We start from the raw sequence: 24044 nt of genomic DNA, 5'->3' as shown, positions 1-24044 counted from the left end.
ATGGATCAACTCGACCGCTGTGACGACGCCGCGCGGGCCTGGGCCCGGAACGCCATCGCCCTGGTCGAGGCGGACGCCAACCGCTCCGCCGACACCCACCTTCTACCGTTCCCGCTGCCCGTCGGGTGGGGCGTCGACCTCTACCTCAAAGACGAGTCCTCACACCCCACCGGCTCGCTCAAGCACCGTCTGGCGAGATCCCTCTTCCTGTACGCGTTGTGCAACGGCTGGATCGGCCCGGACACCACGGTGGTGGAAGCCTCCAGCGGCTCGACCGCGGTCAGCGAGGCGTACTTCGCCCGGATGCTGGGGCTGCCCTTCATCGCGGTGATGCCGGCCTCCACCCAGCCGGAGAAGATCGCGTTGATCGAGTTCCAGGGCGGCACGTGCCACCTGGTCGACGACCCGACCAGGGCGTCGGCCACCGCCGCCGACCTCGCCGCCGAGCTGGGCGGCCACTTCATGGACCAGTTCACCCACGCCGAGCGGGCCACCGACTGGCGGGGCAACAACAACATCGCCGAGTCGATCTACGCCCAGCTGTCCCTGGAACGGCATCCGGTGCCGGCCTGGATCGTGGTCGGCGCGGGCACCGGCGGGACCAGCGCGACGATCGGCCGCTACGCGCGCTATCGCCGCTTCCCGACGAAGCTGTGCGTGGTGGATCCGGAGGGTTCGGCGTTCTGGCCGGCGTACGTCAGCGGCGATTTTGATCATTGCTCCGGCCGCGGCTCGCGCATCGAGGGGATCGGCCGGCCCCGCGTCGAGCCGTCCTTCCAGCCGGCCGTCGTCGACCGGATGGTGCAGGTGCCCGACGCGGCGTCGCTGGCCGCGATGCGAGCCGGATCGGAGATCCTGGGGCGGCGCATCGGCGGCTCGACCGGCACCAACCTGTGGGGCGCGTTCGGCCTGATCGCGTCGATGCGGGCGACCGGCCGCCAGGGCTCGGTGGTCACCCTGATCTGCGACGGCGGCGAACGGTACGCGGACACCTACTACTCCGACGCCTGGGTCGCCGGCCAGGGCCTCGACCTGGCACCCCACCGCCAGGTCATCGACCGTTTCCTGGCCGAGGGCACCTGGACGGCCGAAATCTGACCGGGGGAAGGGCATCGCGCCCGGGCCGAACCTGTTTAGATTCACCAGGTGGAAGAAGCTTCACCTTCGCTGTCGCCTCGCTCGTCCCGCCGGACCGCGGTTCTCGCCGGTGGCGTGCTGGCACTGGCGGTGGCCGTCTCGACCGGCATCGTCGCCTTCGGGCCGTTGCGCTCCGAGCCGTCCACCGGCCCGGTCCCCGCGGTCAAGGCCGCCGAGGCCGAGGTGAAGAAGCCCGCCACGCCCTTCGAGCAGGCCGAGTCCGCCCTCGCGCAGCAGGCGGCAGCGCTGCTGAAGGGCGATGAGAAGGGCTGGCTGGCCGCCGTCGACCCGGGCAACACCAAGCTGGTCGCGCGCTACCGCACGATGTTCCGCTCGCTGCGCGGCCTGGGCGTCAGCCACTTCGAGTACCACACCTACCAGCGCCCGGGCGGCCGGGGCGGCGCCGTGGCGATGGGCGCGTCCGCCGCGTTCTGCCTGAGCATGCCGGCCTGTCCCGAGTACGACTCCGACCCCGACAGCGGCCCGCCGCGCATCGAGCAGGCCCTGACGCTCCGGCCGGTCCGCGGCACCTACGTGATCTCCGCGCTGGGCGCCGCCGAGAAACCGAACTACCTGCAGCCGATGCCGTGGGAGGGCGGGGACCTGATCTTCGCCAACGGCCGCCGGGTGACCGTGGTCGCGACCCGTAAGCAGGCCAAGAACCTGCAGCGGGTGCTCGCCGTCGCCGAGAAGGCAGCCACCGTCAACGACCGGTACGCCGCCTATATCGACAACCCGCAGCAGCGCTACCGCGTGTACCTCGCCGACGACAAGTCCTGGAAATCCTGGTACGGCGGCATCGACGACAAGTGGACGGTGGCGTACGCCGTCCCGCTCAACACCGCCGGCACCGACGTGGTCCTGCGGATGAGCGAGCTGGACGACGACAAGCGACTGCTGACCACCACCGTCCAGCACGAGCTGGGCCACGTGGTGACCGTCGGAGGGGTGTCCACCCGCGACTTCGGCGAGGACCAGTGGCTCAGCGAGGGCATCGCGGAGTACATCGGCTGGGCGCCCAAACACGCCAAGGACAGCTGGCGGCGCCAAGGTGTGCGCAACGCGTTCCGCAAGGCCAAGACGCCGAAGACGATCGCGGCGAAAGCCCTCGGCGACAACGCCAGCGACAAGGCCGGCGACGCGTTCTACGGGCTCGCCCACTTCGCCGTCGACTGCATGGCCCAGCAGTACGGCGAACGCAAGCTCTTCGAGTTCGTCCGGCTGACGCTGCGCAAGGACTACAACTACGACACGGCGTCCCGCGACGCGTACGGCAAGCCCTTCGCCGCCGTCGACAAAGGCTGCCTGACCTGGATCAGGAAGACCGCGTGACCCATCGCGCGAGGGTCGGATAGTCGGTGATGAAGCCCTCGTCGTCGACGATCAGGTCGGCGCTGAACGTGTCCGACGCGAACCGGATCACCCCGTCGCCCTGCGGCGTGTAGATCTGGTCCGCCTGCACGACCTCGAGGCTCGGCAGGAGCACCCACGCCACGCTGATCCGATGCGCGACCCCGGGCGCCGCCCGCAGCAGCCCCAGCCGGCGGATCGGCAGCGTGTTCGTCAGCGGCGACCCGGTCAGGTCCACGTCGAAGGCGCCGTAGAGCAGGTCGGGATCCTCGGTGCCGGGCAGACCGGCGCTCGCATGCCCGGCCGCGGTCAGGACCGCGTCCAGGTTTCCCTGTTCGCCGGTGGTCACTCGCCAGCGGCCCGCCGCCAGTTCCATGCGGAGCGTACGGACCCAGCCCGCGCCCTCGGCCGACACATCCAAACCAGCCGTCGCCCAGCCCGGGTCGGTCCGCAACTCGTACCGGGCCGTGTACGGGATCGGGTCCACGGCCTGCTGGGTTCCCCGGGCGTACAGACCGTTCCGGGCGTCGAGCAGCACGTGCTCGGTGCCGGGCACATCCCGGCGCTCCCAGAACCGTGCGTCAGGCAGTGTCGGCATGGTCACTGACGCTAACGGGTTGCGGCCGGGCCCGCACCGGGCCCGGCCGCAATCCATCAATGTTTAGTAGTTACTGCTCCGCGCCGGACGCGGGCTGCTGAAGCGGCGGTCGCCGTTCCCGCCCTCGCGCCGGTCGTTGCGCCGGAAGCCGCCGTTGCGGGCCGTCCGGTCGCCGAAGGTGCGCTCACCGGTGCGCTCGCCGCCACCGGAACCCGCAGCGCCACCGCCGCTGGTGCCACCGGTGCTCGCGCCCCGGCTGTAGGAACGGTCGCCGCCCCGGTCGCCGCCGCGGTAGCCGCCACGCTGCGGCCGGTCGCCGAAGCGCTTCGGCCGCTCCATGCGCTCGCGCCGAGCCTCCGGCTCCTCCACCACAGGCACGCCGCTCGGCTGCCGGGCGCCGGTGATCTCGGCCAGCTTCTCGTCGCCCACCCGCACGCGCACCTCGTCCGGTGCCACGCCCGCCTTGCTCATCATCGCCTGCGTGCTGCGACGCTGCTTGGGCAGCACCAGGGTGACCACGGCGCCGGACTCGCCGGCCCGGGCGGTGCGACCCGCGCGGTGCAGGTAGTCCTTCGGGTCCTTCGGCGGGTCCACGTGCACGACAAGCGAGATGCCGTCGACGTGGATGCCGCGGGCGGCCACGTCGGTGGCGACCAGCACGTTGGTGCGGCCTTCCTTGAACTCGGCCAGCGTCCGCGTACGCACCCGCTGCGTCTTGCCGCCGTGCAGCGCACCCGCGCGCACACCGACCGCCGCGAGCTGCTCAGACAGACGATCAACACCCATCTGCGTACGGGCGAAGACGATCGTCTTGCCCGCCCGGTTCGCGATCGACGCGACGATCGGGAACTTGTCGTGCGGCGGGATCAGTAGCAGGTGGTGATCCATCGTGGACACGCTGGCCTCGGACGGATCGGTCGAGTGCGTCACCGGGTCGGTCATGAACCGCTGCACCAGCGTGTCGACGTCGCCGTCCAGCGTGGCCGAGAAGAGCAGCCGCTGCGTGTTCGCCGGCGTCTTGGCCAGCAGATCGGTGACCTCGGGCAGGAAGCCCATGTCGGCCATCTGGTCGGCCTCGTCCAGCACCGACACCTCGATGTGGTCGAGCTTGCAGGCGCCCCGCTCGATCAGGTCGGCGAGCCGGCCCGGAGTGGCGACCATCACCTCGACGCCGCGGCGCAGGGCGTCCATCTGACGGTCGTAGGGAACCCCGCCGACCGCGGTCTTCAGGAAGACACCGACCGAACGGCCCAGCGGCATCAGCGCGTCGGCCACCTGCATGGCCAGCTCACGGGTCGGCACCAGGATCAGCGCCTTGGGGTGGTGCGGCACCGCGCGGTTGCCCTTGGCGACCCGGGCCAGCACCGGAAGGCCGAAGGCCAGCGTCTTGCCGGAGCCGGTCTGGCCGCGGCCGAGCACGTCACGGCCGGCGAGAGCGTCCGGAATGGTCGCGGTCTGAATCTCGAACGGCGTGGTGATGCCCTCGCGGGTCAGCACACGGACCAGCTCGGGCGGAAGGCCGAACTGCTCGAAGCCGGCCACGACCTTTTCCTCCGCCGCGACGGTGGTGCTGGTCTCATCGGTGGTGCTGGTGTCATCGGTGATGACGATGTCGCTGGTGGTGCTGGTGTTCTCGGGCTTGGCGTCCGTGTCCACCACGGGGGCTTCGAAGACGGACGGGAACGTGCTGGGATCAGCGAAAGTGGTCAAGAGAACCTCTCTACGGGGGCGCATACCTCGCGAATGGCCCGCCGCAGATCGCCCCTCCGGGAGGGGAATCGACCGACCGCTGTCATGCCTGCAAGAACGCCCATGGCGTGCACCGGGGGGCACGCCGCGTCAAATTACTGCCATCAGTGTACGGTGCAACGTTTCCGCTGCTGAAATAGTCCACACCGGTAGTGGGCAGACTCACCTTCGGCGCAACCGCGCCAGCTTAGGGCGTCGTGTGGTGCAGCGGCAAATTCACTCCCCGCCGAACACCCCGTTCATCATGTCGCTGAACGCGTCGCCGACGGTGAAGAGGAACAGCAGGCTGACACCCACGATCACCAGCAGGACGACGAGCATCGCGACGCCGACCTTCATGTTGCTGCGCCGGTTGGTGTCCACGCCACGGTCCCAGCCCTGCGCGAGGATGTGCCCCGTCAGCGAACCGGAGTTCTCCACGGCGTTCATGTTGACCGGCATGGTCATGTCGGCCGGCGAGTCGTTGCCGTAGACGGTGCCGTCCATCCGCTGTCCGGGCACACCCGAACCTGGCCCGTGAAAGGGGCTGGACACCTGGGCGGGCACTCCGCCGAACGGACGGCCGGAAGCATCCGACGCGCCGACCCCGGAGGAGGGCCCGTTCCACGACGGCGTCTGGCTGGGCGGCGGCGACACGTTCCAGGGCGGCGTCGCGTTCGGGAACCCGGTCCCCGCCCGGAACGGCATGGTCTCGTCCGCGGCGGGCGAGCTGGTGCCCGTCCCCGCCCGGAACGGCATCGTGGCGTCGGCGTTGGACTGCGGAGTCCCGGACCCCGCCCGGAACGGCATCGTGGCGTCGGCGTTCGACTGGGGAGTCCCGGTCCCGGCCCGGAACGGCATGGTCTCGTCCGCCGGGGGCGGGGTGGTGCCCGTGCCCGCGCGGAACGGCATGGTCGCGTCCGCCGGGGGCGGGGTGGTGCCCGCGCGGAACGGCGTGGTCGCGTCCGCGGGCGGCGGCTGCGCACTCCAGCTCGACGGCGGGGTGCTCGGCGTCGCGTTCCAGCTGGGCGGGCTGCTGGCCTCGGGGGCGCCACTCGACGGAGGCGCCCAGCTCGCCGGCGCGCCACTGGCCGGCCGGTTGTTCGACGGCGGGCCGCTCGCCGGGGGGCCGCTCGAGGGCTGGTCCCAGCTCGCCGGGGCGCCTTTCGACGCCTGGCTGGTCGCGGGCGGCTTCTCCCAGCCGGCGGGCGCGCGGCGGGCGGGTGGGCTGCTGAATGGTGGGCTGCTGGCGGGCTCGTCCCAGCTGGCGGGTGCGCCGCTGGAGGGCGGGCTGCTCGCGGGCAGTCCGCTGGACGGCTTGTCCCTGCTCGCGGGCGCTCCGCTGGACGGCTTGTCCCAGCTGGCGGGCGCTCCGCTGGACGGCTTGTCCCAGCTCGCGGGCGCTCCGCTCGACGGTGGTGCCCACTGGGCGGACGGGCTGCCCGGCGGCATGGAATAGGCGGGCAGCGGGCCGCCTGCTCCCGAGCTGGAGATGGTCGGCGGCTGGAAGATCGGCTGCGGAGGCCCAGGCACCGGCGACGGTCCTGGTCCGGGCGGCACCGGGCTGGGTCCGGGACCGGGCGGCACCGGCGACGGCCCGGGACCGGGCGGCACCGGCGACGGCCCGGGACCGGGCGGCACCGGCGACGGCCCAGGACTAGGCGGCGTCGGGGACGGCCCAGGGCCGGGCGGCACGGGCGACGGACCCGGCTGCGGCGTCGGGTAGGGCCCCGGCAACGGACTCGGCATCGGGCTGGGCGCCGGCGACACCGGCTGCGGCGGGTCGAAGGGCTTGAACGGCTCGCTCGGCCGGCTCGGCTCACCGGGCCGCGGCGCCGGAGCAGGCCGGGCCGGGTCGGGCTGTCCAGGCTCCGGCCTGCCGGGCTCCGGCCTGCCGGGCTCCGGCCTGCCGGGCTCCGGCCTGCCGGGCTCCGGCCTGCCGGGCTCCGGCCTGCCGGGCTCCGGCCTGCCGGGCTCCGGCCTGCCGGGCTCCGGCCTGCCGGGCCGGGGCTCTGCCGGGTCGGGCCGCTCCGGCTTGCCGGGCTGGGGCTTGCTGGGGTCGGGCTTGCCGGGGTCGGCCGGTTCGGGCTGGTCCGGCTCCGGCGTGGCCGGGTCCTCGGAGCGACCGCCGTAGACCTTCGAACTGCCCGACGACCTGGTCCCGGAGCCCGGGTCGGCGCTCATCGAGCCCGGCACCGAAGCACGGGCCGCACCGGCGCCCGGCATGGCCGAGATCGGCCGGCTGCTGCCGCCGGAGTCAGGAGACCCGACCGATGCACGCCCTGAGCTTCCGCTCGATGACGAGGCGGCGGGCGGCGCGGACGACGGGCGGTCGGCGCCTGCGGACGGCACCGAGACCGGGCGGGACGAGAAGGAACCCGGGGTCGAACCGGACGCCGCGGGTTTGTCGGAAGGCGTACCGGGCTTCGGCGCGTCGGACTGGCTCCAGAGGGCGCCCGGCCCGGGCGGGGGCGGCAACTCGAACCCGTTGTCCCCGTCATCGGCCGATGTCCGCCCAGCTCTCGGCGCCTTGCCGTGGCTGTCCGCCGGCGCCTGCTGCTCGTCCATGGGTCCTCCCGACCGCCGCGTGCCGACACCGGTGGGAGCGTCGGGCGCTGTTCATAACCGTGCCACATCGCGAGGTGTACCCGCACCCGGCGTCGGTCAAGCTAGCAATGCGTGTCAAACGTCCGGGTAAGTCCCGGTCTGACGGAATTAGCGAAACAATCGGAGCGCCCCGGACGGATCCGAGGCGCTCCGGGAACGACCATCCTCAGTTGCTCGAGGCCTCCGCGCTGGCGGTCTCCTCGGGCTTCGTCGACTTGGTCTCGCTCGGCTCGGTGGCCGGTGGCGTGGTCTCGTCCTCGTCCTCCGGCTCTTCGGTCGCCGGCGGGTTCGTGGTGGGGTCCTGCGTCGGCTCCTTGGTGGGTTCCTCGCTGGGTTCCTCCGAAGGCTCCTCGCTCGGCTCCTCCGACGGCTCCTCCGACGGCTCCTCGGAAGGCTCCTCGCTCGGTTCCTCGGACGGGCCACCACCTGGGTTGGTGGTGCCGCCGCCCGGGTTGGTAGTGCCACCACCTGGGTTGGTCGTGCCGCCGCCCGGGTTGGAGCCGCCGTTCGTCGGCGGTTTCGTCGGGTCGGTGCCGTCGTCGTTGCCGGGCTTGGGCAGGTTGTTGAGGTCAGGGCCCTTTGTCGGGTGGTCCAGCGAGCCGTAGATGCGGGTGGCGCCGAACAAGCGGCTCCAGCGCACCGGCGTGAGCCGCACGTCGAGCCCGGTGCGGGGCGCCTCCACCATCATGCCGTCGCCCGCGTACATCGCGACGTGGTGGATGCCCGTCCAGCTGTTGCTCGAGCTGAAGAAGAGCAGGTCGCCGGGGAGCAGCGAGTAACGGTCGACCACCCGGTCGCGCAGCTGCCAGTACTGGTCGCGGGACACCCGCTGGAGCTTGAACTCGCCGGCCGCCTTGCTGCGGTAGGCGTAATGCATGAGGCCCGAGCAGTCGAACTCGTCCGGGCCCTCCTCCGACCACACGTACGGGTCGCCGATCTGCTTGAGCGCGATGGTCAGCGCCGCGATGGCCCGCGGGTCGGCGCCCCGGCCCTGCGATGTGCCGTCCGTGTAGTTCGCGCCGAGCCGCTGGTCCGCGGCGTTGAGCGCGGCCTCGGCGGCGGACAGCTCGTCGCGGTGGTCGCGGCGCCACTTGTCCAACGCCGCCGTCTTGGTCGCGATCGTCGTGTTGAGCTTGTTCCACTGCTGGGAGAGGTCGGTGTAGGTGGCCGACGCCGTGGTCTGCTGCGCCCAGGCGACGGTCTGCGCGTCCTGGACGAGGGCGAGCTGGCGGTCGGCCGCCTCCTCGGAGGCGCTGTCGCCGCGCTGCAGGCGGGCGAGCGCGTCCAGGTCGGCGAGGCCGGAGCCGATCGTGCCGGGTGGCAGGGCGGCCTGGTCGCGCATCGACGAGGCGGCCGCGGACACGGCGTCCTGCTGGGCGGTGACAAGCGCCGCCTCCGCCTCGGACAGCTTGGTGGCCGCGGTGTCCGCCTGCTGCTTCGCGAGGTCGCGCTCCTCGCCCAGCTTGATCAGCTGGTCACCGAGCGCGTTGATCTCGTTCTGCTTTTTCTCCTGTTCCCGCAGGATCGGGCTGAGCGGGATGCCGGTGTAGCTGACCGGGGTGGTCGTGGTCGGCGTGCCGGCGGCTTTCTGCCCCGGCATGAGCAGCGTGCCGATGGGGGTGGGACGGGAGCCCGCGTCCGGGATGGCTGGTGCCACCGGGGGCGGCGGGACGTTCGGTGCGGCCGAGGCCGGGAGCGGATGGAAGAGGGCGGCGATCGCGGCAGCCGCGGCAGCGGAGAACGCCAACGGTCGCCACCATGGGCGCGCACGTCGAAGTCTTACTGCCCCTCGCTGTGTTGCCATCAGCTCCCCGTCCGCGGCCGGCTATTCCCCATATAGGTCATACCCCACCAGGTATACGCCTGTCGATCGATCGAAGATGAAAGGAACCTGAGAATCCTCGATCCGACGGGGTGACCTACGCCGCGTCCATCATCCGCCACGGGGTTCTGCCGGAGTAGGGACGTACGCTCGCACGAAGGGGCAGAGAGGGAGGTACCAATGGACGCCGGTCTGAAGCGTGAGCTGGAGGCCAAGGTCTACTCGGGGGAACGCCTGAGCAGGGCCGACGGTGAGGCACTGTACGCCTCGGACGACCTCGCGTGGCTCGGTCGCCTCGCGCATCACAAGCGCACCGACATGAACGGTGACCGCGTGATGTTCAACGTCAACCGGCACCTCAACCTCACCAACGTCTGCTCGGCGAGCTGTGCGTACTGCTCCTTCCAGCGCAAGCCGGGGGAGAAGGCGGCCTACACGATGCGCATCGACGAGGCCGTCCGTAAGGCCAAGGAGATGGAGGACGAGCAGCTCACCGAGCTGCACATCGTCAACGGCCTGCACCCGACGCTGCCCTGGCGCTATTACCCCAAAGTACTGCGCGAGCTGAAGGCAGCGCTGCCCAACGTCAAGCTCAAGTGCTTCACGGCGACCGAGGTGCAGTGGTTCGAGAAGATCAGCGGGCTGCCCGCCGACGCGATCCTCGACGAGCTGATGGACGCCGGTCTGGAGTCGCTGACCGGCGGCGGCGCGGAGATCTTCGACTGGGAGGTCCGCCAGCACATCGTCGACCACAACTGCCACTGGGAGGACTGGTCGCGCATCCACCGGCTGGCGCACAGCAAGGGGATGAAAACGCCGGCGACCATGCTCTACGGCCACATCGAGGAGCACCGGCACCGGGTCGACCACGTCATGCGCCTGCGGGAGCTACAGGACGAGACCGGTGGTTTCGTGGTCTTCATCCCGCTTCGGTACCAGCACGACTTCGTGGACGCGCAGGACGGCATCGTCCGTAACCGGATCCAGGCGCAGACCACGATGGCGGCGCCGGCCGAGTCGCTGAAGACGTTCGCGGTGTCCCGGCTGATGTTCGACAACGTGCCGCACGTCAAGTGCTTCTGGGTCATGCACGGTCTGTCGGTGGCCCAGTTGTCGCTGAACTTCGGCGTCGACGACCTGGACGGCTCGGTGGTGGAGTACAAGATCACCCACGACGCCGACTCGTACGGCACGCCGAACACCATGCACCGCGAGGACCTGCTCGACCTGATCGGCGACGCGGGCTTCCAGCCGGTCGAGCGCAACACCAGGTACGAGGTGGTCCGGGAGTACCCGAAGCCGCAGTCGCTGGCCGAGAGGCGCAGCGAGCCGCAGAAGATCTGGGCGTAACGGCCGAGTACCCTTTCCTGGTCATGACCGATGCCACGAAGAGCGAGCGGCGATCCCGTCGCGACGCCGACGGACGCCTGGCCTCCTTTCCCGACCTGATCGGGACAGCGCTGGCCGGGCTGCTGGCCGGCTTCGTCGTGCTGGTCGTGATCGAGGGACTGTTGTCGCTGGTGCGGCTCTCCGACTTCGGCGGCGCGAGCGGCTGGATCGCGCTGGTCCTGCCGGTGTGGCTGTTCTCCGAGGAGTTCCGCGCGGTCGGCTGGGGCGGCGCCCGGATCGTGGTGGGTCTGCTCGGCATCGGCTTCGGCATCGCGGCCGGGATGACTCTGGCCGGTCTGGCCGCGGGCCCGTTCCCGGCGCTGGTCAGCGGCGCGATCGGCGCGTTCGCCCTGACTGTCGTCTACAGCGCCGTCTGGTTCTACGGCCTGCGGTGGCTGAGCCACCGGGCCGGTTGAGGGAGATTGCTGTGAGTCCCGCTCTCAAGTACACGTTCGGCCGGTTCGGGTTGTTCTTCGTGTTCCTCGTGCTGCTCATCCCGGTACCGCTGAACATCCTGGTCAAGGCCATGATCGCGCTGGTGCTGTCGGCGATCGCGTCGTACTTCCTGCTGGCGAAGTGGCGCGACCAGATGGCCGAGCGCCTCAGCGAGGTGGCCGACAAGCGCAAGGCCGAGAAGGACCGCCTGCGGGCCGCGCTGGCCGGTGACGAGGCCGCGGCCGCGGAGGGCGACCGCGCGGCCGAGCCGGCCAAGAACGCCGAGCCGGCCAAGAACGACCACGCCGAGCTGGAGAAATAGCAGGCATCCCGCCGGGATAGGGGCGAACCGGCATGCCCCGATATATTGCCAATCATCTATCTCTGGTGATGGGGTGACGGAAACCCCATCCTCCGGAGGTCGTTCATGAGACGACGTGTCACCGCGGCGGCGGTCGCCGCCCTGACCGGGATCGCCCTGCTCGCGGCCGGACCGGCCGAGGCCGGGCCCGGTCCCGACGAGTCCACCCAGTACGAAGTGTTCGACGTCCGCACCGCCGCCGCGCGCAGCCAGATCGCCCGCACCGGCGCCGCGATCGACGGCGTGCAGCACGCGGTGGTCGAGATCACCGCCACCGCCGCCGAGGTCAAGGCGCTGCGGTCCCAGGGCTTCAAGGTCGAGAAGCTGCCCGCGCAGCCGCTGGAAAAAGCCTCCACCATGGACTTTCCGCCCCGGGACGCGGCCTACCACAACTACGCGGAGCTGACCGCCGAGGTGAATCGGGTGGTCGCGGCGTACCCGGCGATCGCGAGCAAGCGGGTGCTCGGCACGTCGTACGAGGGCCGGCAGATCGTCGCGGTGAAGATCTCCGACAACGTCGGCACGGACGAGAACGAGCCCGAGGTCCTGTACGACGCCAACCACCACGCTCGCGAGCACCTGACCGTGGAGATGGCCCTCTACCTGCTCAACCAGTTCACCAGCTCGTACGCATCGGACAGCCGGGTCAAGGCGGTCGTGGACAGCCGGGAGCTGTGGATCATCCCGAGCGTCAACCCGGACGGCTCCGAGTACGACGTGGCGACCGGCGATTACCGCTCGTGGCGGAAGAACCGCCAGCCGAACAGCGGCTCCAGCAACGTCGGCACCGACCTGAACCGGAACTACGGCTACAGGTGGGGCTGCTGCGGCGGCTCCTCCGGCAGCGCGGGCTCCGAGACCTACCGGGGCACGCAGGCGTTCTCGGCGCCGGAGACCCGCGTGGTCCGCGACTTCGTGAACAGCCGCGTGGTGGGCGGGGTTCAGCAGATCAAGGCGGCGATGGACTTCCACACGTACTCGGAGCTGGTGTTGTGGCCGTTCGGGTACACGAACGCGAGCACCGGCGAGGGCATGAACGCGGACCAGAACAGCACGTTCTCGACGCTGGGCCGGCAGATGGCCGCGACGAACCGGTACACGCCCGAGCAGTCCAGCGCCCTCTACATCACCGACGGTGACCTGCTGGACTGGCTGTGGGGCTCGCACCGGATCTTCGCGTACACCTTCGAGATGTACCCGACGTCCTCGTCGGGCGGCGGCTTCTACCCGCCGGCCAGCGTGATCACGAGGGAGACCAGCCGGAACCGGACGGCGGCGCTGCTGCTGGCGGAGGTGGCGGACTGTCCGTACAAGGTGATCGGGAAGCAGTCCACGTACTGCTGAGCGCGCTTGCCAGAACGAAACTACCTGTCGTAGCTTTGCGGCTATGACAGGTAGTTTCAGTGCCTAGGGCCGGGCTGACACCGGCCGCGGTCGTCGACGTGGCGCTCGCCCTGATCGACGAGAAAGGCCTGGACGCGCTCAGCCTCGCCGCCGTCGCGGACCGGGCCGGTGTCGCCTCACCGTCGCTGTACAAGCACGTCGGCAGCCTCGCCGTCCTGCGCGAGCTGATGGCCGAGCGGATCACCCGGCAGATGACCTCGGTCTTCGCGGCCGAGGTGATGGGCCGCAGCGGCGACGAGGCGGTCATCGCGCTGATGCGGACCTGGCGGGCGTTCGTGCTGAAGCACCCGGCCCGCTACCACCTGGTTCCGCTCGACCCCCTGCGGCAAGGGGCCACGCTGGCCCGGGCCGGGGCGGAGTTCATGGAGGTGTTCGTCGCGGTGATGCGCGGGTACGGGCTGGACGACGAGGCCACCACCCACGCGATCCGCCGGGTCCGTGCCGCCGTCCACGGCTTCGCCACCCTCGAGGCGGGCGGCGGCTTCGGCATGGACGTCGACGTCGAGCAGTCGTACGACCAGCTCATCGACATGTGTGTAAGCAGCCTGAGATAGGTTCCTCGACAGGAGGAACCTGTGCAACTACGACGTTTGTTCACCGCGGCGCTGGCCTCGGCCGCCCTGCTGCTGGGTGGCTGTGCCGGAGGCGACGAGGCGGCCACCGACTCGCCCTCGCCGAGCGCCGGCTCGGCGTACCCGGTCACGGTCGGGAAATTGACCTTGCCCCAACGGCCCGAGCGGATCGTCTCGCTCTCGCCGACGGCGACCGAAATGCTCTTCGCGATCGGCGCGGGACCGCAGGTCACCGCCGTCGACGAGGCGTCCAGCTTCCCGGCCGACGCGCCCCGGACCGACCTGTCCGGCTTCAAGCCCAACGCCGAGGCCATCGCCGCGAAGAACCCCGACCTGGTCGTCCTCTCCGACGACCTCAACAAGATCGTCGACCAGCTCGGCGCGCTCAAGATCCCGGTCTTCCACACGCCGTCGGCCACCGACCTCGACCAGGCGTACGCCGAGATCGAGCAGCTCGGACAACTCACCGGGCACACCGGCGAGGCGACCGCGCTGACCGGCCGGATGCGCACCGACATCGACACCATCGCCGCATCGGTGCCGAAGCGGACGAAACCGGTCACCTACTACTACGAGCTGGACCCGACCCTCTACACGGTCACCTCGAGGACCTTCGTCGGATCGGTGCTCGCGAGGCTCGGGCTGCAGAACGTCGCCGACTCCGCAGACCCCGACGGCAGCAAGGGCGGCTACCCGCAGCTCTCCCAGGAAGCCCTGGTCAAGGCCAGTCCCGAGCTGATCCTGCTGGCCGACACCAAGTGCTGCAAGCAGTCGGCCGCCACCATCAAGGCACGCACCGGCTGGTCGTCGATCACCGCGGTCAAGACCGGGCAGGTCGTCGCGCTCGACGACGACATCGCCTCCCGGTGGGGCCCGCGAGTGGTCGACCTGATGCGGTCGGTCGCGGACGCGCTGGCGTGACCCCCGCCCCTCGGCCGGCCGGGCTGCGGCTCGGCTGGCTGATCGGCGGCCTGGTCGCGGTGGCGGTCGCGCTGGTCGCGGGGGTGGCGTTCGGGCCGGTCACGTTGCCGCCGGGCAGCGTCGCGGCCGAGCTTCTCAACCTCATTCCCGGCGTACGCCTGGACAGCGGCCTCAGCGACCGGGAGATCGCGATCATCACCGAGCTGCGCCTCCCGCGCGTGGTCCTCGGCCTGCTGGTCGGCGCGATGCTGGCCATGGCGGGCGCCGCCTACCAGGGCGTGTTCCGTAACCCGCTGGCCGACCCGCACCTGCTCGGCGTCGCGGCCGGCGCCGGCCTAGGCGTCACCGCGGTCATCGCCTCCCGGACCACCGACGGCGGTGACGCCACCGCCGACCTGCCCATCGGAGTGCCACCCGCGGCGTTCCTCGGCGCCCTCATCGCGGTGGCGCTCACCTGGACGCTGGGCGCGGCCGGCGGCCGGGAACGCACTCCCGCGACGCTGATCCTGGCCGGGGTGGCGGTGTCCGCCTTCCTGGCGGCGGCACAGACCTATCTGATGCAGCAGCACGTGGAAACGCTGCGGCAGGTCTACAGCTGGCTGCTCGGCCGGCTGGCCACCGCCGGCTGGCACGACGTGCTGCTCATCCTCCCGTACGCGGTGATCACGGGTTTGATCGTGCTCTCCCGGCGACGCGAACTGGACGTGCTGACGGTCGGCGACGAGGAGGCCGCGTCGCTCGGCCTGCACCCGCAGCGCAGCCGGTATCTGCTGCTCGTGGCGGCCTCACTGGGCACGGCGGCGGCGGTGTCGGTGTCCGGGTTGATCGGGTTCGTGGGCATCATCGTGCCGCACACGCTGCGGCTGCTGTCCGGGGCCAGCTACCGCTCGTTGCTGCCGCTGTCGATTCTGTTCGGGGCGGCGTTTCTGGCGCTGACCGATGTGGTGGCCCGCACGGTGGCGGGTGAGGCGGAGGTGCCGATCGGGGTGGTGACGGCGTTTTTCGGGGCGCCGTTCTTCATTCTGGTGCTGCGGGCGAGCCGCACGGTGGCGCCGTGACGGCCGATGTGGACAGCCGCGCGAAGTTGTCGTACCCGGGGCCTACGTTCAGCCCACCCAGTTCAGGGGTGGGGGAGGCGGCGGACGCGCGGACAAAACGGAAATTCCCGAAATCTGCTTCTCGGGAACGCGACGGTGCCGGCGTGATCGGGGTGCGCGGCGCGCGCTGGACGCGCGGCGCGAGAGAGGCGTGCGGCGGCCCGAGCGGGATGCGCGGCGGGAGCGGAGTGCGCGGCGTGAATGAGGTAGCGGCGTGATCGGGGTGCGCGGCGTGAATGAGGTAGCGGCGTGATCGGGGTGCGCGGCGTGAGTGTGCGGCTAGGCGGCGCCCTGGTCGTCGACGGCGTCGATCTGGTTGTGGACGAGGGCGAGTGGGTCACGGTCATCGGGCCGAACGGCGCCGGCAAGTCGACCCTGCTGCGGGCCATCGGCGGGCTGGTCGCGTACACCGGCGAAATTGATCTTGGTGGTCGGCCGGTCGGGACGTTGAGCAGGCGGGAGCGGGCGCGGACCGTGGCGACCGTCGCGCAGACGCCGGTGGTGCCGCCGGGGATGCGGGTGATCGACTACGTGTTGCTGGGGCGGACGCCCTACATCGCGCCGCTGGGCAGGGAGTCGGCGTCCGATCTGGCCGCGGTGGACGAGGTGCTGGCGGCGCTGGACCTGGTGACCTTCGCGGACCGGCGGCTGGAGACGTTGTCCGGCGGCGAGCGGCAGCGGGCCTTCCTGGCGCGGGCGCTGGCCCAGGGCGCCCGGATTCTGCTGCTCGACGAGCCGACCGCGGCGCTCGACATCGGCCACCAGCAGGAGGTCCTCGACCTGGTGGACCGGCTGCGCGGCGAGCGTTCTCTGACCGTCTTGTCCACGATGCACGATCTGTCGATCGCGGGAGAGTACGCCGACCGCATGCTGATGCTGGCGAGGGGGCGGGTGGTCGTCGCGGGGACACCACGCGAGGTGCTGACCGAGGCTGTGCTGTCCGAGCACTACCGCGCCCGGGTGCGGGTCCTGGAGGGCGAGCACGGCCCGATCGTGCTGCCCGTGCGTAAAAAGGTCTAGCGCGTGCCCTCGAGGATCGAGAACGTGCCGCCCTGCGGGTCCTCGATCACGGCGTAGCGGCCCATCGAGAAGTTCGTCGGCGGCCGCACGAGGTGCCCGCCCAGGTCCCGCGCCAGCCCGGCGGTCTCGTCGCAGTGCCGGACCGCGAAGTACAGCATCCAGTGGGCGGCCAGGTCGTCCGGCCAGCCGTCGCCGACCATGGGCTGCATGCCACCGATCATCCGGCCGTCCAGCTCCCAGGTCAGGTAGGGCATACCGGCCACCTGGCTGTCGTGCGCCACCCAGCCGAAGACCTGCCGGTAGAACGCGACCGACCGCTCGACGTCACGCGTGGTCAGCTCGCTCCAGGTCAGCGACCCGGGCACGTCGACCACCTCGGCGCCGGCCATCGTCCCGGCCTGCCAGACGGAGAACGGCGCGCCGGCCGGATCGAGGCAGGCCGCCATCCGGCCCTGGACGCCGACGTCGAAAGGGGGCACGAGCACCTTGCCGCCCGCGTCCTCGACCAGGATGGCCGTTTCGTCCACATCGTCGGTGGAGATGTAGGTGCTCCACGCCGTCGGCTGGCCCTCGCCGAAGAGCGGCCCGGCCCCGGCCGCCGGCCGCCCGTCCAGGTTGAAGATCGTGTAGCCGCCGTAGTCGTCGCCCGAGACGTGGGCCGTCCAGCCGAAGAGCTCGGTGTAGAAGCGAGTCGCGTCCTCGACGTCCGACGTACCGAGGTCTACCCATAGTGGCTGGCCAGAGGTCGGTGCGGTCATGCCCGGATGGTCGCACCGACCCTCCTTTCGACGGGCTTAAGTGTCGAATTTCTAGCTGAACCGCCGACCCTCGTCGCGGCGATAGGCCCATGCGGCCAGCCCAGCGAAGACGACCGTCCAGGCGACCAGCGCGACGGTCGCGGACAGGTCGAACGGGAAGTCGCCGACCGCTGCCCACATCAGCCGGGCCGCGCCGCCGGTCGGCAGGTACGGCGCGATGTCCTCGACGAAGCCGGGCGCGCCGCCGGGTGCGGTCATCAGTCCGCCGCCGAACGCCAGCGGGAAGAACAGCAGCTGCGCGGTCACGATCGCCGCCTTGGCCGGGAGCGAGTAGCCGATCGCCAGCCCGAGCAGCGTGAACGGGAGCGCCGACAACGCCAGGGCACCGAGCGCGGCCAGCGCCCCGCCCCAGGTGATCGTGGCGGCGGTGAACAGCCAGGCGATCAGCACGACCGGGATCAGCGAGATCGCCATCAGGGCCAGCCCGGCCAGGATGCGGCCGAGGAAGCGCGGCCCGGGACCGGCCGGGAGCGTCCGGGTGAACGGATCCCACGGCTGGGCGCGGTCCTCGGCGATGCCGGCCCCGTACTGGAAGAGGTTGGTCGTCATCACCGCGAACGTGACCATCGAGGCGGTGGCGAAGGTGGAGTAGACCGGATCGCCGCCGACGAACGGCACCACGAAGAACAGCATCGACGCGGCCGGGAAGAACGCGCTGCCGATCAGGGCCATCGGGATGCGCACGGTCTCGAGCAGCTGAAACTTGGCGTGGGTGAGGGCCAGAGCGGTCATCTCGTGCTCCCGGTCAGCGTCAGGAAGGCCTCTTCGAGAGAGGTGGGTCGGACTTCGAGGTCGGCGAACGGCACGTCCTTCGCCACCAGGTCGCGGACCAGGCGGTCCGCGTCGGGCGTCATCAGATGCGTACGCCTGCCGTCCAGCTCGCGGCCGACGACACCGGGCAGCTCGGGTACGGCCCCGGCGGTCGTGACGCTGACCCGGCGGATGGCGACCAGGCCGCGTACCGCGTCGACGGTGTCGTCGGCGAGCACCCGGCCTCCCCCGATCACCACGACCCGCTGGGCAAGCGCCTCGACCTCCTCCAGGTAGTGGCTGGTCAGGACGACCGTGCCGCCGTCGGCGTGGAACTCGCGCACCGCCTCCCACAGCGACCGCCGCGCCTCGACGTCGAGCCCGGTGGTCGGCTCGTCGAGGAACACGATCCGCGGTCGGCCGACGAACGCCAGGGCCACCGCCAGCCGCCGTTTCTGCCCGCCGGACAACCCTCCGGTCTGCCTCCGCACCAGATCGGTCAGGTCGAACCGGGCGAGGACCTCGTCGCGGCTCAGGGGGTCGGGAAAGTGCGCACGGGTGTAGTCGACGACCTCGCCGACGCGCAGGGACGACGGCAGCCCGGTCTCCTGCGGCGTCACCCCGAGCGTGGCGCGTGCGGCGGCGTGGCGCGGGTCGCGACCACACAGCTCGACGGTGCCTGAGCTGGGGCGGCGCAGGCCGGTGAAGAGGTTGACCAGGGTGCTCTTGCCGGCGCCGTTGGGTCCGAGCAGGCCGACCAGCTGGCCGGCCGGGACGTCGAGGGACAGGTTGTCGAGGGCGAGCACGTCACCGTATCTGCGGCTGACGTTGATCGCGCGGGCGAGCATCATGGCTCCTCCGAGGGGTTGAGCAGAGATCTCAGCGCCGCGGTGTAGTCCTCGAACGCCAGCCGGCCGCGGCGGGTCAGCTGGACGAGGGTGGCCGGCGTACGGCCCTGATGGGTCTTGGTGACCTCGACGTAGCCGGCGTCCTCGAGCTTGCGGAGGTGCACGGAGAGGTTCCCGGCGGTCATCTTCAAGATCTCCTGGAGCCGGGGGAACGCGATCCGGTCGCCCTCGCGCAGCATCGACAGCGACGACACCACCCGCAGCCGCGCCTGGGCGTGGATCACGGGGTCGAGCTCGGGCAACTCGGTCTGGCTCACCGCGGCGACCTCGCCTTGGCGTAGGCGCCCGCGGCCAGCATGCCGCCGCCACCGAGGACGGCCAGCAGCAGCGAGTGCCAGCCCGGCCCGGCGAAGACGCCGGCCACGTTGATCGCGCTGATGAAGACGCCCAGGATGAAGATGGACTTGTCGTTGTAGATGGCGCCACCGGCCATGTGCAGCGCGCCGGTCAGAGCCACCATCGCCCCGGCCCAGAGCAGGTTGATCTCGCTGTCGGGCACGAACTGGCTGACCCGGCCGAGCACCGTGGACAGCCCGAAGAAGGCGACCGACCAGGTGATGCCGTAGAAGGCGCCCTGTCGGCTGGACGGGCCGGAGATCCACCGCCCGCTGCGGGCGCCGGCCACCCCGGTGAACGCGCCGGCCGCGATCATCGTCGCCGCCAGCACCAGCAGCGGCACCCAGTCGGGCATGTCGACGAAGACCCGCCCGCCGGGCCCGAACCGCAGGAACAGCAGCGAGAAGCTGATCAGCCAGGCGAAACCCCACGGCCACAGGAAGATGCGCGGGTCGGGGGTCAGCTTGCGCTCGGCCTCGGCGCGCTCGCGCTCGATGAGGCGTAGGGACTCGGCCGGGTCCATCGGCAGGTCGTCGTCGTGCTCTGTCGTCATGCAAAGAACTTTATCACGCAAAGTCAAAGAACTTTGTGCCACAAAGTTGAGACGCTCGACGCTGCCGCCCGGGGTGCCCTACGAGCGGCAGCAGTACCACGCGTTGATGGCCGAGAACGGCACCCTGCCGCCGGACTCCACAGTGGCCGAAGAGATCCGGGCCCGGCTGCTCTAGAGGGGCGGCGGGAGCGGCCGGCCGTGCACCACCGAGAGGCGGGACACCGCCCGGGTCAGGCAGACGTAGAGGCGGTGCAGGCCACGCGGTTCCGCGGCGACGATGTCGGCGGGCTCGATCACGATGACATGGTCGTACTCGAGGCCCTTGACGACCGTGGCCGGCACGACCGTGACGCGCGCCTCGGTCTCGACATCCTCCGGGGTCGCGCTCTCGATGCCCGCCGCCGTCAGGTGTTTGCGCAGGCGGTCGGTGGTGTCGTCGGCCGCGATCACCGCGATCGACCCCTCGTGCTCCAGCGCGCCGGTCACCTCGACCAGCATGGCCGCGTCGACGTCGTCGGCCGGCACGATCGAGAGGTCGCCGTCGCGGCGCAGCGACTCGGCGAGCGGGACGTCCACGCCCAGCGCGGGCAGCAGCCGGTTCGCCAATTCAATGATCATTTCGGGTACGCGGAACCCGACGGTCAGCGGGACCACCGCGGCGTCCGGCTTGCCGAGGTGACCGAGCGTGACCCGCCAGTCGGCGGCGGCCCACGGCGCCGTGCCCTGCGCCAGGTCGCCGAGCAGCGTGATCGAGCCGTGCTCGCTGCGCCGCGCGATGGCCCGGGCCTGCATCGGCGACAGGTCCTGCGCCTCGTCGACGACCACGTGCCCGAAGCTGCTCTCTCGTTCCAGCAGCCCGGCGGCCTCGTCCAGCAGCACCAGGTCGGCGGTGCTGAACCGGGCGGCCTTCACCGACCGTGGCGGCTTGGCCCAGCGGATCGCCTCCCGTTCCTCCTCGGTCAGGATGCCGTCGGCGGCGGCCGGGTCGGTCAGCACACCCACGACCAGCTCGGCGGGGGTGATCGCCGGCCATGCGGCGTCGAGGAACGAGCGCACCGGCTCGACCCGGGCCATCTTGCGCATCCAGCCCTCGCCCGGCGAGTTCCCGGTCCGGTATTCCGACTGGCGTTGGAGCAGCCCGACCACGCGGGCCAGGACCCGGTCGCGCCCGACCGCGTACGGCAGTCCCTCCCGCCGGGCCTCGTCGACGATCCGCCGCAGCGGCTCCGCGTCGATCCGCCATCGGTACGACCCGTCGGACACCATGATCGGCTCGGTCGGCTTGGCCAGCCGTCCCCACAGCGCCTTGGCGAGCACCTCGGCCATCCGCGGATCGTGCTTGACCAGCGCCGCTGCCGGGGTGTCGACGGCACGGACCGGCGCCCGGGCGATCAGCTCGTCGACGGTCGCCTGCTGCACCTCGATCTCGCCGAGCGCCGGGAGGACCGCCGAGATGTACGACAGGAACGCCGTGTTCGGGCCGACGATGAGCACCCCGGACCGGCGCAGCCGCTCGCGGTGCAGGTAGAGCAGGTACGCCGCCCGGTGCAGCCCGACCGCCGTCTTTCCGGTGCCGGGCGCGCCCTGTACGCAGATTGAGTGCTCGAGGTCGGCCCGGACCAGTTCGTCCTGTTCCGGCTGGATGGTGGCGACGATGTCGCGCATCGGCCCGACGCGCGGCCGTTCGATCTCGGCGGTCAGGATGCGGCTCTTGGTGCCGAGCTCCTCGCCGCGGTCCAGGTGCTCGTCCTCGAAGCTGGTCAGTTCGCCGCGGACGAAGCCGAACCGGCGGCGGACGGCCACACCCTGCGGGTCGCGCACGCTGGCCCGGTAGAACGAGCGGGAGATCGGCGCCCGCCAGTCCAGGACCATGGGCTCGCCGGCGTCGTCGGTGACGTGCCGCCGGCCGACGTGGTAGCGGGCGTCGTCGATGTTCAGGCGCCCGAAGAAGAGCGGGGTGTCGGGGTGGTCGGCGAGTTCGATGACGCGGCGGGAGAGGGTCCGGCCGAGGGCTTCGGCGCCGTACGCGTCCCCGGCCACGTCGCTGCCGGTGGAGAAGAGGGCCTCGGCTCGGCCGCGCATGCGGCGCAGCGCCGCCCGGGACTCGGACAGATGGGTTCGTTCGGCGTCGAGTTCGCTGTCGAGGTCAGGTGCGGGCACGCTGATCTTCCCTATCGCTCACATGCTGCTGCGCTCCGCGTGTCCGGGGGCGGATGGCCGCCAGAACCCGGCGCGGGGACGTCCGTCTCGGTGCTTCCACCTCGGCCGTCGAGCGGCCAGTCACTTTACGCTTCGACGTGGGATACGCCACCGAATTACTTGCTGGTGAAACCCGCGGGATACGTTCGACGACATGAATGATCGCGTCCAGCGCCCCCGGGTCGGGCACATCCAGTTCCTGAACTGCCTGCCGATCTACTGGGGTCTGATGCGCTCGGGCGCGCTGCTGGACGTCGACCTGCGCAAGGACACCCCGGACCGGCTGAACGCCGCGCTGGTCGCCGGTGATCTGGACATCGGCCCGATCTCCCTGGTCGAGTACCTGCGCCACCACGAGGACCTGCTGCTCCTGCCGAACCTCGCGGTGGGCAGCGACGGGCCGGTGCTCTCGGTCAACCTGGTCACCACCCGGCCGCTCGCCGAGCTGGACGGCCGCCCGGTGGCGCTGGGCTCGACCTCGCGGACGGGCGTGCTGCTGGCGCAGATGCTGCTGGCCGAGCGGTACCACGCGACCCCGGAGTACTTCCGCTGCCCGCCCGACCTGACGCAGATGCTGATGGAGGCGGACGCCGGTGTGCTGATCGGCGACCCGGCGCTGCGGGCCATGTACGAGGCGCCGGACGGCCTGCGGGTGGTCGACCTGGCCGAGGAGTGGCGGGACTGGACCGGGCTGCCGATGGTGTTCGCGGTCTGGGCGGTGCGCAAGGACTTCGCCGCGGCGCATCCGGGTGTGGTGAAGGAGGTGCACGAGGCGTTCCTGCGCTCCCGTGACCTGTGCCTGGACGAGCTGGACACGGTGGCCGAGGCGGCCGCCCGGTGGGAGCCGTTCGACGCCCCGACGCTGGCCAACTACTTCCGCGTGCTGGACTTCTCGCTGGGTGAGCGCCAGGTGGCGGGCCTGCGGGAGTTCGCCCGCCGGGCGGCAGCCAAGGGTGAGGCGCCTGAGCTGCCGCCGGACGGACCTGTCTTCGCAGAGCTCTAAAGGATCTCGTCGAGCGCCGCGACCTGGTCGGTGGTGAGTTCCCAGCTGCCCGCGGCCACGTTCTGGCGTACCTGATCGGGGGTTGTCGCCCCGGCGATCACGCTGGTCACGGCCGGGCGCGAGGCCAGACCGGCGATGGCGACATCGAGCAGGGTCTTGTCGAAGGAAGCCCCGAACGCGGTCAGCGCCTCGATGGTGTCCCAGTCGGCGCCGTCGATCCACCGCTGGTAGCGGTCCTGGGCGAGCCGGGTGCCCTCGGCAGGTTTCTCGCCGCGCCGGTACTTGCCGCTGAGCAGGCCGCTGTTGAGCGGGAAGAACGGCAGCAGCCCCAGGCCGTACTGCTCGCAGGCGGGCACGACCTCGGTCTCGACGTCCCGTTCGAGCAGGCTGTACTGGTTCTGCGCGCTGATGAACGGGGTGTGCCCGGCGGCCCGCGCGGTCCAGTCGGCGTCCGCGATCTGCCAGCCGGCGAAGTTGGAGTTGCCCAGGTAGCGCACCTTGCCGCTGCGGACCAGGTCGTCCAGCGCGGCCAGGGTCTCGTCGATCGGGGTGCCCGGGTCCGGCTCGTGCATCTGGTAGAGGTCCAGGTAGTCGGTTTCCAGCCGGCGCAGGGACGACTCGACGGCTCGGATGATGTACGACCGCGAGCCGCGTACGCCCCGATCGTTGCCGTTGAGCCCTTCCATGTTCATGCCGAACTTGGTGGCCAGCACGACCTCGTCCCGTCGCCCCTTGAGCGCGGCGCCGAGGAACTCCTCGGAGGCGCCGTGCGGGGTGCCGTAGATGTCGGCCGTGTCGAACAGGGTGATCCCGGCGTCGATGGCGGCGTCCACGACCGTGCGGGTCTGGTCGGCGTCCAGCTTGCGGCCGAAGTTGTTGCAGCCCAGTCCGACCACGGAAACCAGCAGGCCGGAGGCGCCGAGGCGGCGGTAACTCATCTCGCTCATGCCCTGAACCCTATGTCGCGTCATACATCGGCCATCTTCTATTGACATTGTTTACAGTTAGATTCAGTCTGTGAGAGCGCTCTCCCGTC

At 71.0% G+C, this 24044-nt stretch carries 24 protein-coding genes and 1 pseudogene; 14 read left to right on the top strand and 11 right to left on the bottom strand.

Going from position 1 to position 24044, the window contains the following annotated elements; genetic code table 11:
* Both cds1 and QSK31_RS27580 read left to right on the top strand, forming a co-directional pair.
* Nucleotides 1-1098: an L-cysteine desulfhydrase Cds1 gene (gene cds1, locus QSK31_RS27585; RefSeq protein ID WP_285687295.1), complete on the top strand. Its 1098-nt coding sequence runs from the start codon at nucleotides 1-3 to the stop codon at nucleotides 1096-1098.
* A gap of 48 nt (nucleotides 1099-1146) precedes the next feature.
* Nucleotides 1147-2469 (top strand): hypothetical protein, encoded by a 1323-nt coding sequence (locus QSK31_RS27580; RefSeq protein ID WP_285687294.1) that lies wholly within the window; start codon nucleotides 1147-1149, stop codon nucleotides 2467-2469.
* Here the strand turns inward: QSK31_RS27580 and QSK31_RS27575 are convergent.
* From QSK31_RS27575 to QSK31_RS27565, 3 genes are all read right to left on the bottom strand, one after another.
* On the bottom strand, nucleotides 2453-3085 hold the full coding sequence (locus QSK31_RS27575) for a putative glycolipid-binding domain-containing protein (RefSeq protein ID WP_285687293.1): 633 nt from the start codon (nucleotides 3083-3085) through the stop codon (nucleotides 2453-2455). The two genes, QSK31_RS27580 and QSK31_RS27575, sit on opposite strands and share 17 nt — an antisense overlap.
* Before the next feature lie 63 nt (nucleotides 3086-3148).
* A complete protein-coding gene (locus QSK31_RS27570) occupies nucleotides 3149-4795 on the bottom strand; it encodes a DEAD/DEAH box helicase (RefSeq protein ID WP_285687292.1) in 1647 nt (548 codons plus the stop codon).
* A gap of 255 nt (nucleotides 4796-5050) precedes the next feature.
* A complete protein-coding gene (locus tag QSK31_RS27565; RefSeq protein WP_285687291.1) occupies nucleotides 5051-5725 on the bottom strand; it encodes a hypothetical protein in 675 nt (224 codons plus the stop codon).
* On the opposite strand from QSK31_RS27565, the gene QSK31_RS27560 reads away from it, so the two are divergent.
* Nucleotides 5706-6272, top strand: coding sequence for a hypothetical protein (locus QSK31_RS27560; protein ID WP_285687290.1), 567 nt, complete (start codon nucleotides 5706-5708; stop codon nucleotides 6270-6272). The genes QSK31_RS27565 and QSK31_RS27560 overlap by 20 nt on opposite strands.
* Nucleotides 6273-6605: 333 nt before the next feature.
* Complete coding sequence (locus QSK31_RS27555; protein ID WP_285687289.1) at nucleotides 6606-6947, top strand: hypothetical protein; 342 nt, start codon at nucleotides 6606-6608, stop codon at nucleotides 6945-6947.
* Nucleotides 6948-7586: 639 nt separating this feature from the next.
* Here QSK31_RS27555 and QSK31_RS27550 read toward each other — a convergent pair.
* A complete protein-coding gene (locus QSK31_RS27550) occupies nucleotides 7587-9167 on the bottom strand; it encodes a C40 family peptidase (RefSeq protein WP_285687288.1) in 1581 nt (526 codons plus the stop codon).
* A 255-nt stretch (nucleotides 9168-9422) separates the two neighbouring features.
* Here QSK31_RS27550 and mqnE point away from each other — a divergent pair, with 255 nt between their 5' ends.
* The 8 genes and pseudogenes from mqnE (at nucleotide 9423) to QSK31_RS27510 (ending at nucleotide 16441) form a co-directional block, all read left to right on the top strand.
* Nucleotides 9423-10592, top strand: a complete 1170-nt coding sequence (gene mqnE, locus QSK31_RS27545) for an aminofutalosine synthase MqnE (RefSeq protein WP_285687287.1) — start codon at nucleotides 9423-9425, stop codon at nucleotides 10590-10592.
* A gap of 23 nt (nucleotides 10593-10615) precedes the next feature.
* The gene (locus tag QSK31_RS27540) at nucleotides 10616-11047 is read left to right on the top strand and encodes a hypothetical protein (protein WP_285687286.1); all 432 of its coding nucleotides are present in this window, start codon (nucleotides 10616-10618) and stop codon (nucleotides 11045-11047) included.
* An 11-nt stretch (nucleotides 11048-11058) separates the two neighbouring features.
* Nucleotides 11059-11388, top strand: a complete 330-nt coding sequence (locus tag QSK31_RS27535) for a DUF4229 domain-containing protein (protein ID WP_285687284.1) — start codon at nucleotides 11059-11061, stop codon at nucleotides 11386-11388.
* Between the two features lie 105 nt (nucleotides 11389-11493).
* Nucleotides 11494-12768: pseudogene (locus QSK31_RS27530) on the top strand (M14 family metallopeptidase); the annotation flags it as partial.
* A 62-nt stretch (nucleotides 12769-12830) separates the two neighbouring features.
* Nucleotides 12831-13385, top strand: a complete 555-nt coding sequence (locus QSK31_RS27525) for a TetR/AcrR family transcriptional regulator (RefSeq protein WP_285687281.1) — start codon at nucleotides 12831-12833, stop codon at nucleotides 13383-13385.
* Nucleotides 13386-13406: 21 nt separating this feature from the next.
* Nucleotides 13407-14324, top strand: a complete 918-nt coding sequence (locus tag QSK31_RS27520; protein ID WP_285687280.1) for an ABC transporter substrate-binding protein — start codon at nucleotides 13407-13409, stop codon at nucleotides 14322-14324.
* Nucleotides 14321-15382 carry a FecCD family ABC transporter permease gene (locus QSK31_RS27515; RefSeq protein ID WP_285687279.1) on the top strand — a complete coding sequence of 354 codons (1062 nt, stop codon included), beginning with the start codon at nucleotides 14321-14323 and terminating at the stop codon, nucleotides 15380-15382. The genes QSK31_RS27520 and QSK31_RS27515 overlap by 4 nt, the downstream gene beginning before the upstream one ends.
* 291 nt (nucleotides 15383-15673) lie before the next feature.
* The gene (locus QSK31_RS27510; protein WP_285687336.1) at nucleotides 15674-16441 is read left to right on the top strand and encodes an ABC transporter ATP-binding protein; all 768 of its coding nucleotides are present in this window, start codon (nucleotides 15674-15676) and stop codon (nucleotides 16439-16441) included.
* Here QSK31_RS27510 and QSK31_RS27505 read toward each other — a convergent pair.
* From QSK31_RS27505 to QSK31_RS27485, 5 genes are read right to left on the bottom strand one after another with little or no spacing between them, the layout of a single operon-like run.
* Nucleotides 16438-17199, bottom strand: coding sequence for a VOC family protein (locus tag QSK31_RS27505; RefSeq protein WP_285687278.1), 762 nt, complete (start codon nucleotides 17197-17199; stop codon nucleotides 16438-16440). The two genes, QSK31_RS27510 and QSK31_RS27505, sit on opposite strands and share 4 nt — an antisense overlap.
* 51 nt (nucleotides 17200-17250) lie before the next feature.
* Nucleotides 17251-17991, bottom strand: coding sequence for an ABC transporter permease (locus QSK31_RS27500; protein ID WP_285687277.1), 741 nt, complete (start codon nucleotides 17989-17991; stop codon nucleotides 17251-17253).
* Nucleotides 17988-18860: an ABC transporter ATP-binding protein gene (locus QSK31_RS27495; protein ID WP_285687276.1), complete on the bottom strand. Its 873-nt coding sequence runs from the start codon at nucleotides 18858-18860 to the stop codon at nucleotides 17988-17990. The genes QSK31_RS27500 and QSK31_RS27495 overlap by 4 nt, the downstream gene beginning before the upstream one ends.
* A complete protein-coding gene (locus QSK31_RS27490) occupies nucleotides 18857-19174 on the bottom strand; it encodes a winged helix-turn-helix domain-containing protein (RefSeq protein ID WP_285687275.1) in 318 nt (105 codons plus the stop codon). Before QSK31_RS27490 ends, QSK31_RS27495 begins: the two co-directional genes overlap by 4 nt.
* A complete protein-coding gene (locus tag QSK31_RS27485; protein WP_285687274.1) occupies nucleotides 19171-19806 on the bottom strand; it encodes a transporter in 636 nt (211 codons plus the stop codon). Before QSK31_RS27485 ends, QSK31_RS27490 begins: the two co-directional genes overlap by 4 nt.
* A gap of 46 nt (nucleotides 19807-19852) precedes the next feature.
* On the opposite strand from QSK31_RS27485, the gene QSK31_RS27480 reads away from it, so the two are divergent.
* Nucleotides 19853-19981 carry a hypothetical protein gene (locus QSK31_RS27480; RefSeq protein WP_285687273.1) on the top strand — a complete coding sequence of 43 codons (129 nt, stop codon included), beginning with the start codon at nucleotides 19853-19855 and terminating at the stop codon, nucleotides 19979-19981.
* Here QSK31_RS27480 and QSK31_RS27475 read toward each other — a convergent pair.
* Nucleotides 19978-21966: a HelD family protein gene (locus tag QSK31_RS27475; protein WP_285687272.1), complete on the bottom strand. Its 1989-nt coding sequence runs from the start codon at nucleotides 21964-21966 to the stop codon at nucleotides 19978-19980. The two genes, QSK31_RS27480 and QSK31_RS27475, sit on opposite strands and share 4 nt — an antisense overlap.
* Before the next feature lie 193 nt (nucleotides 21967-22159).
* Here QSK31_RS27475 and QSK31_RS27470 point away from each other — a divergent pair, with 193 nt between their 5' ends.
* On the top strand, nucleotides 22160-23008 hold the full coding sequence (locus tag QSK31_RS27470) for a menaquinone biosynthetic enzyme MqnA/MqnD family protein (protein WP_285687271.1): 849 nt from the start codon (nucleotides 22160-22162) through the stop codon (nucleotides 23006-23008).
* Here QSK31_RS27470 and QSK31_RS27465 read toward each other — a convergent pair.
* On the bottom strand, nucleotides 23005-23955 hold the full coding sequence (locus QSK31_RS27465) for an aldo/keto reductase (protein ID WP_285687270.1): 951 nt from the start codon (nucleotides 23953-23955) through the stop codon (nucleotides 23005-23007). The genes QSK31_RS27470 and QSK31_RS27465 overlap by 4 nt on opposite strands.
* Nucleotides 23956-24044 lie beyond the last annotated feature (89 nt).

Source organism: Actinoplanes sp. NBRC 103695 (assembly GCF_030269485.1).
GTDB lineage: Bacteria > Actinomycetota > Actinomycetes > Mycobacteriales > Micromonosporaceae > Actinoplanes.
This window is presented reverse-complemented; position numbering and strand designations above follow the sequence as displayed.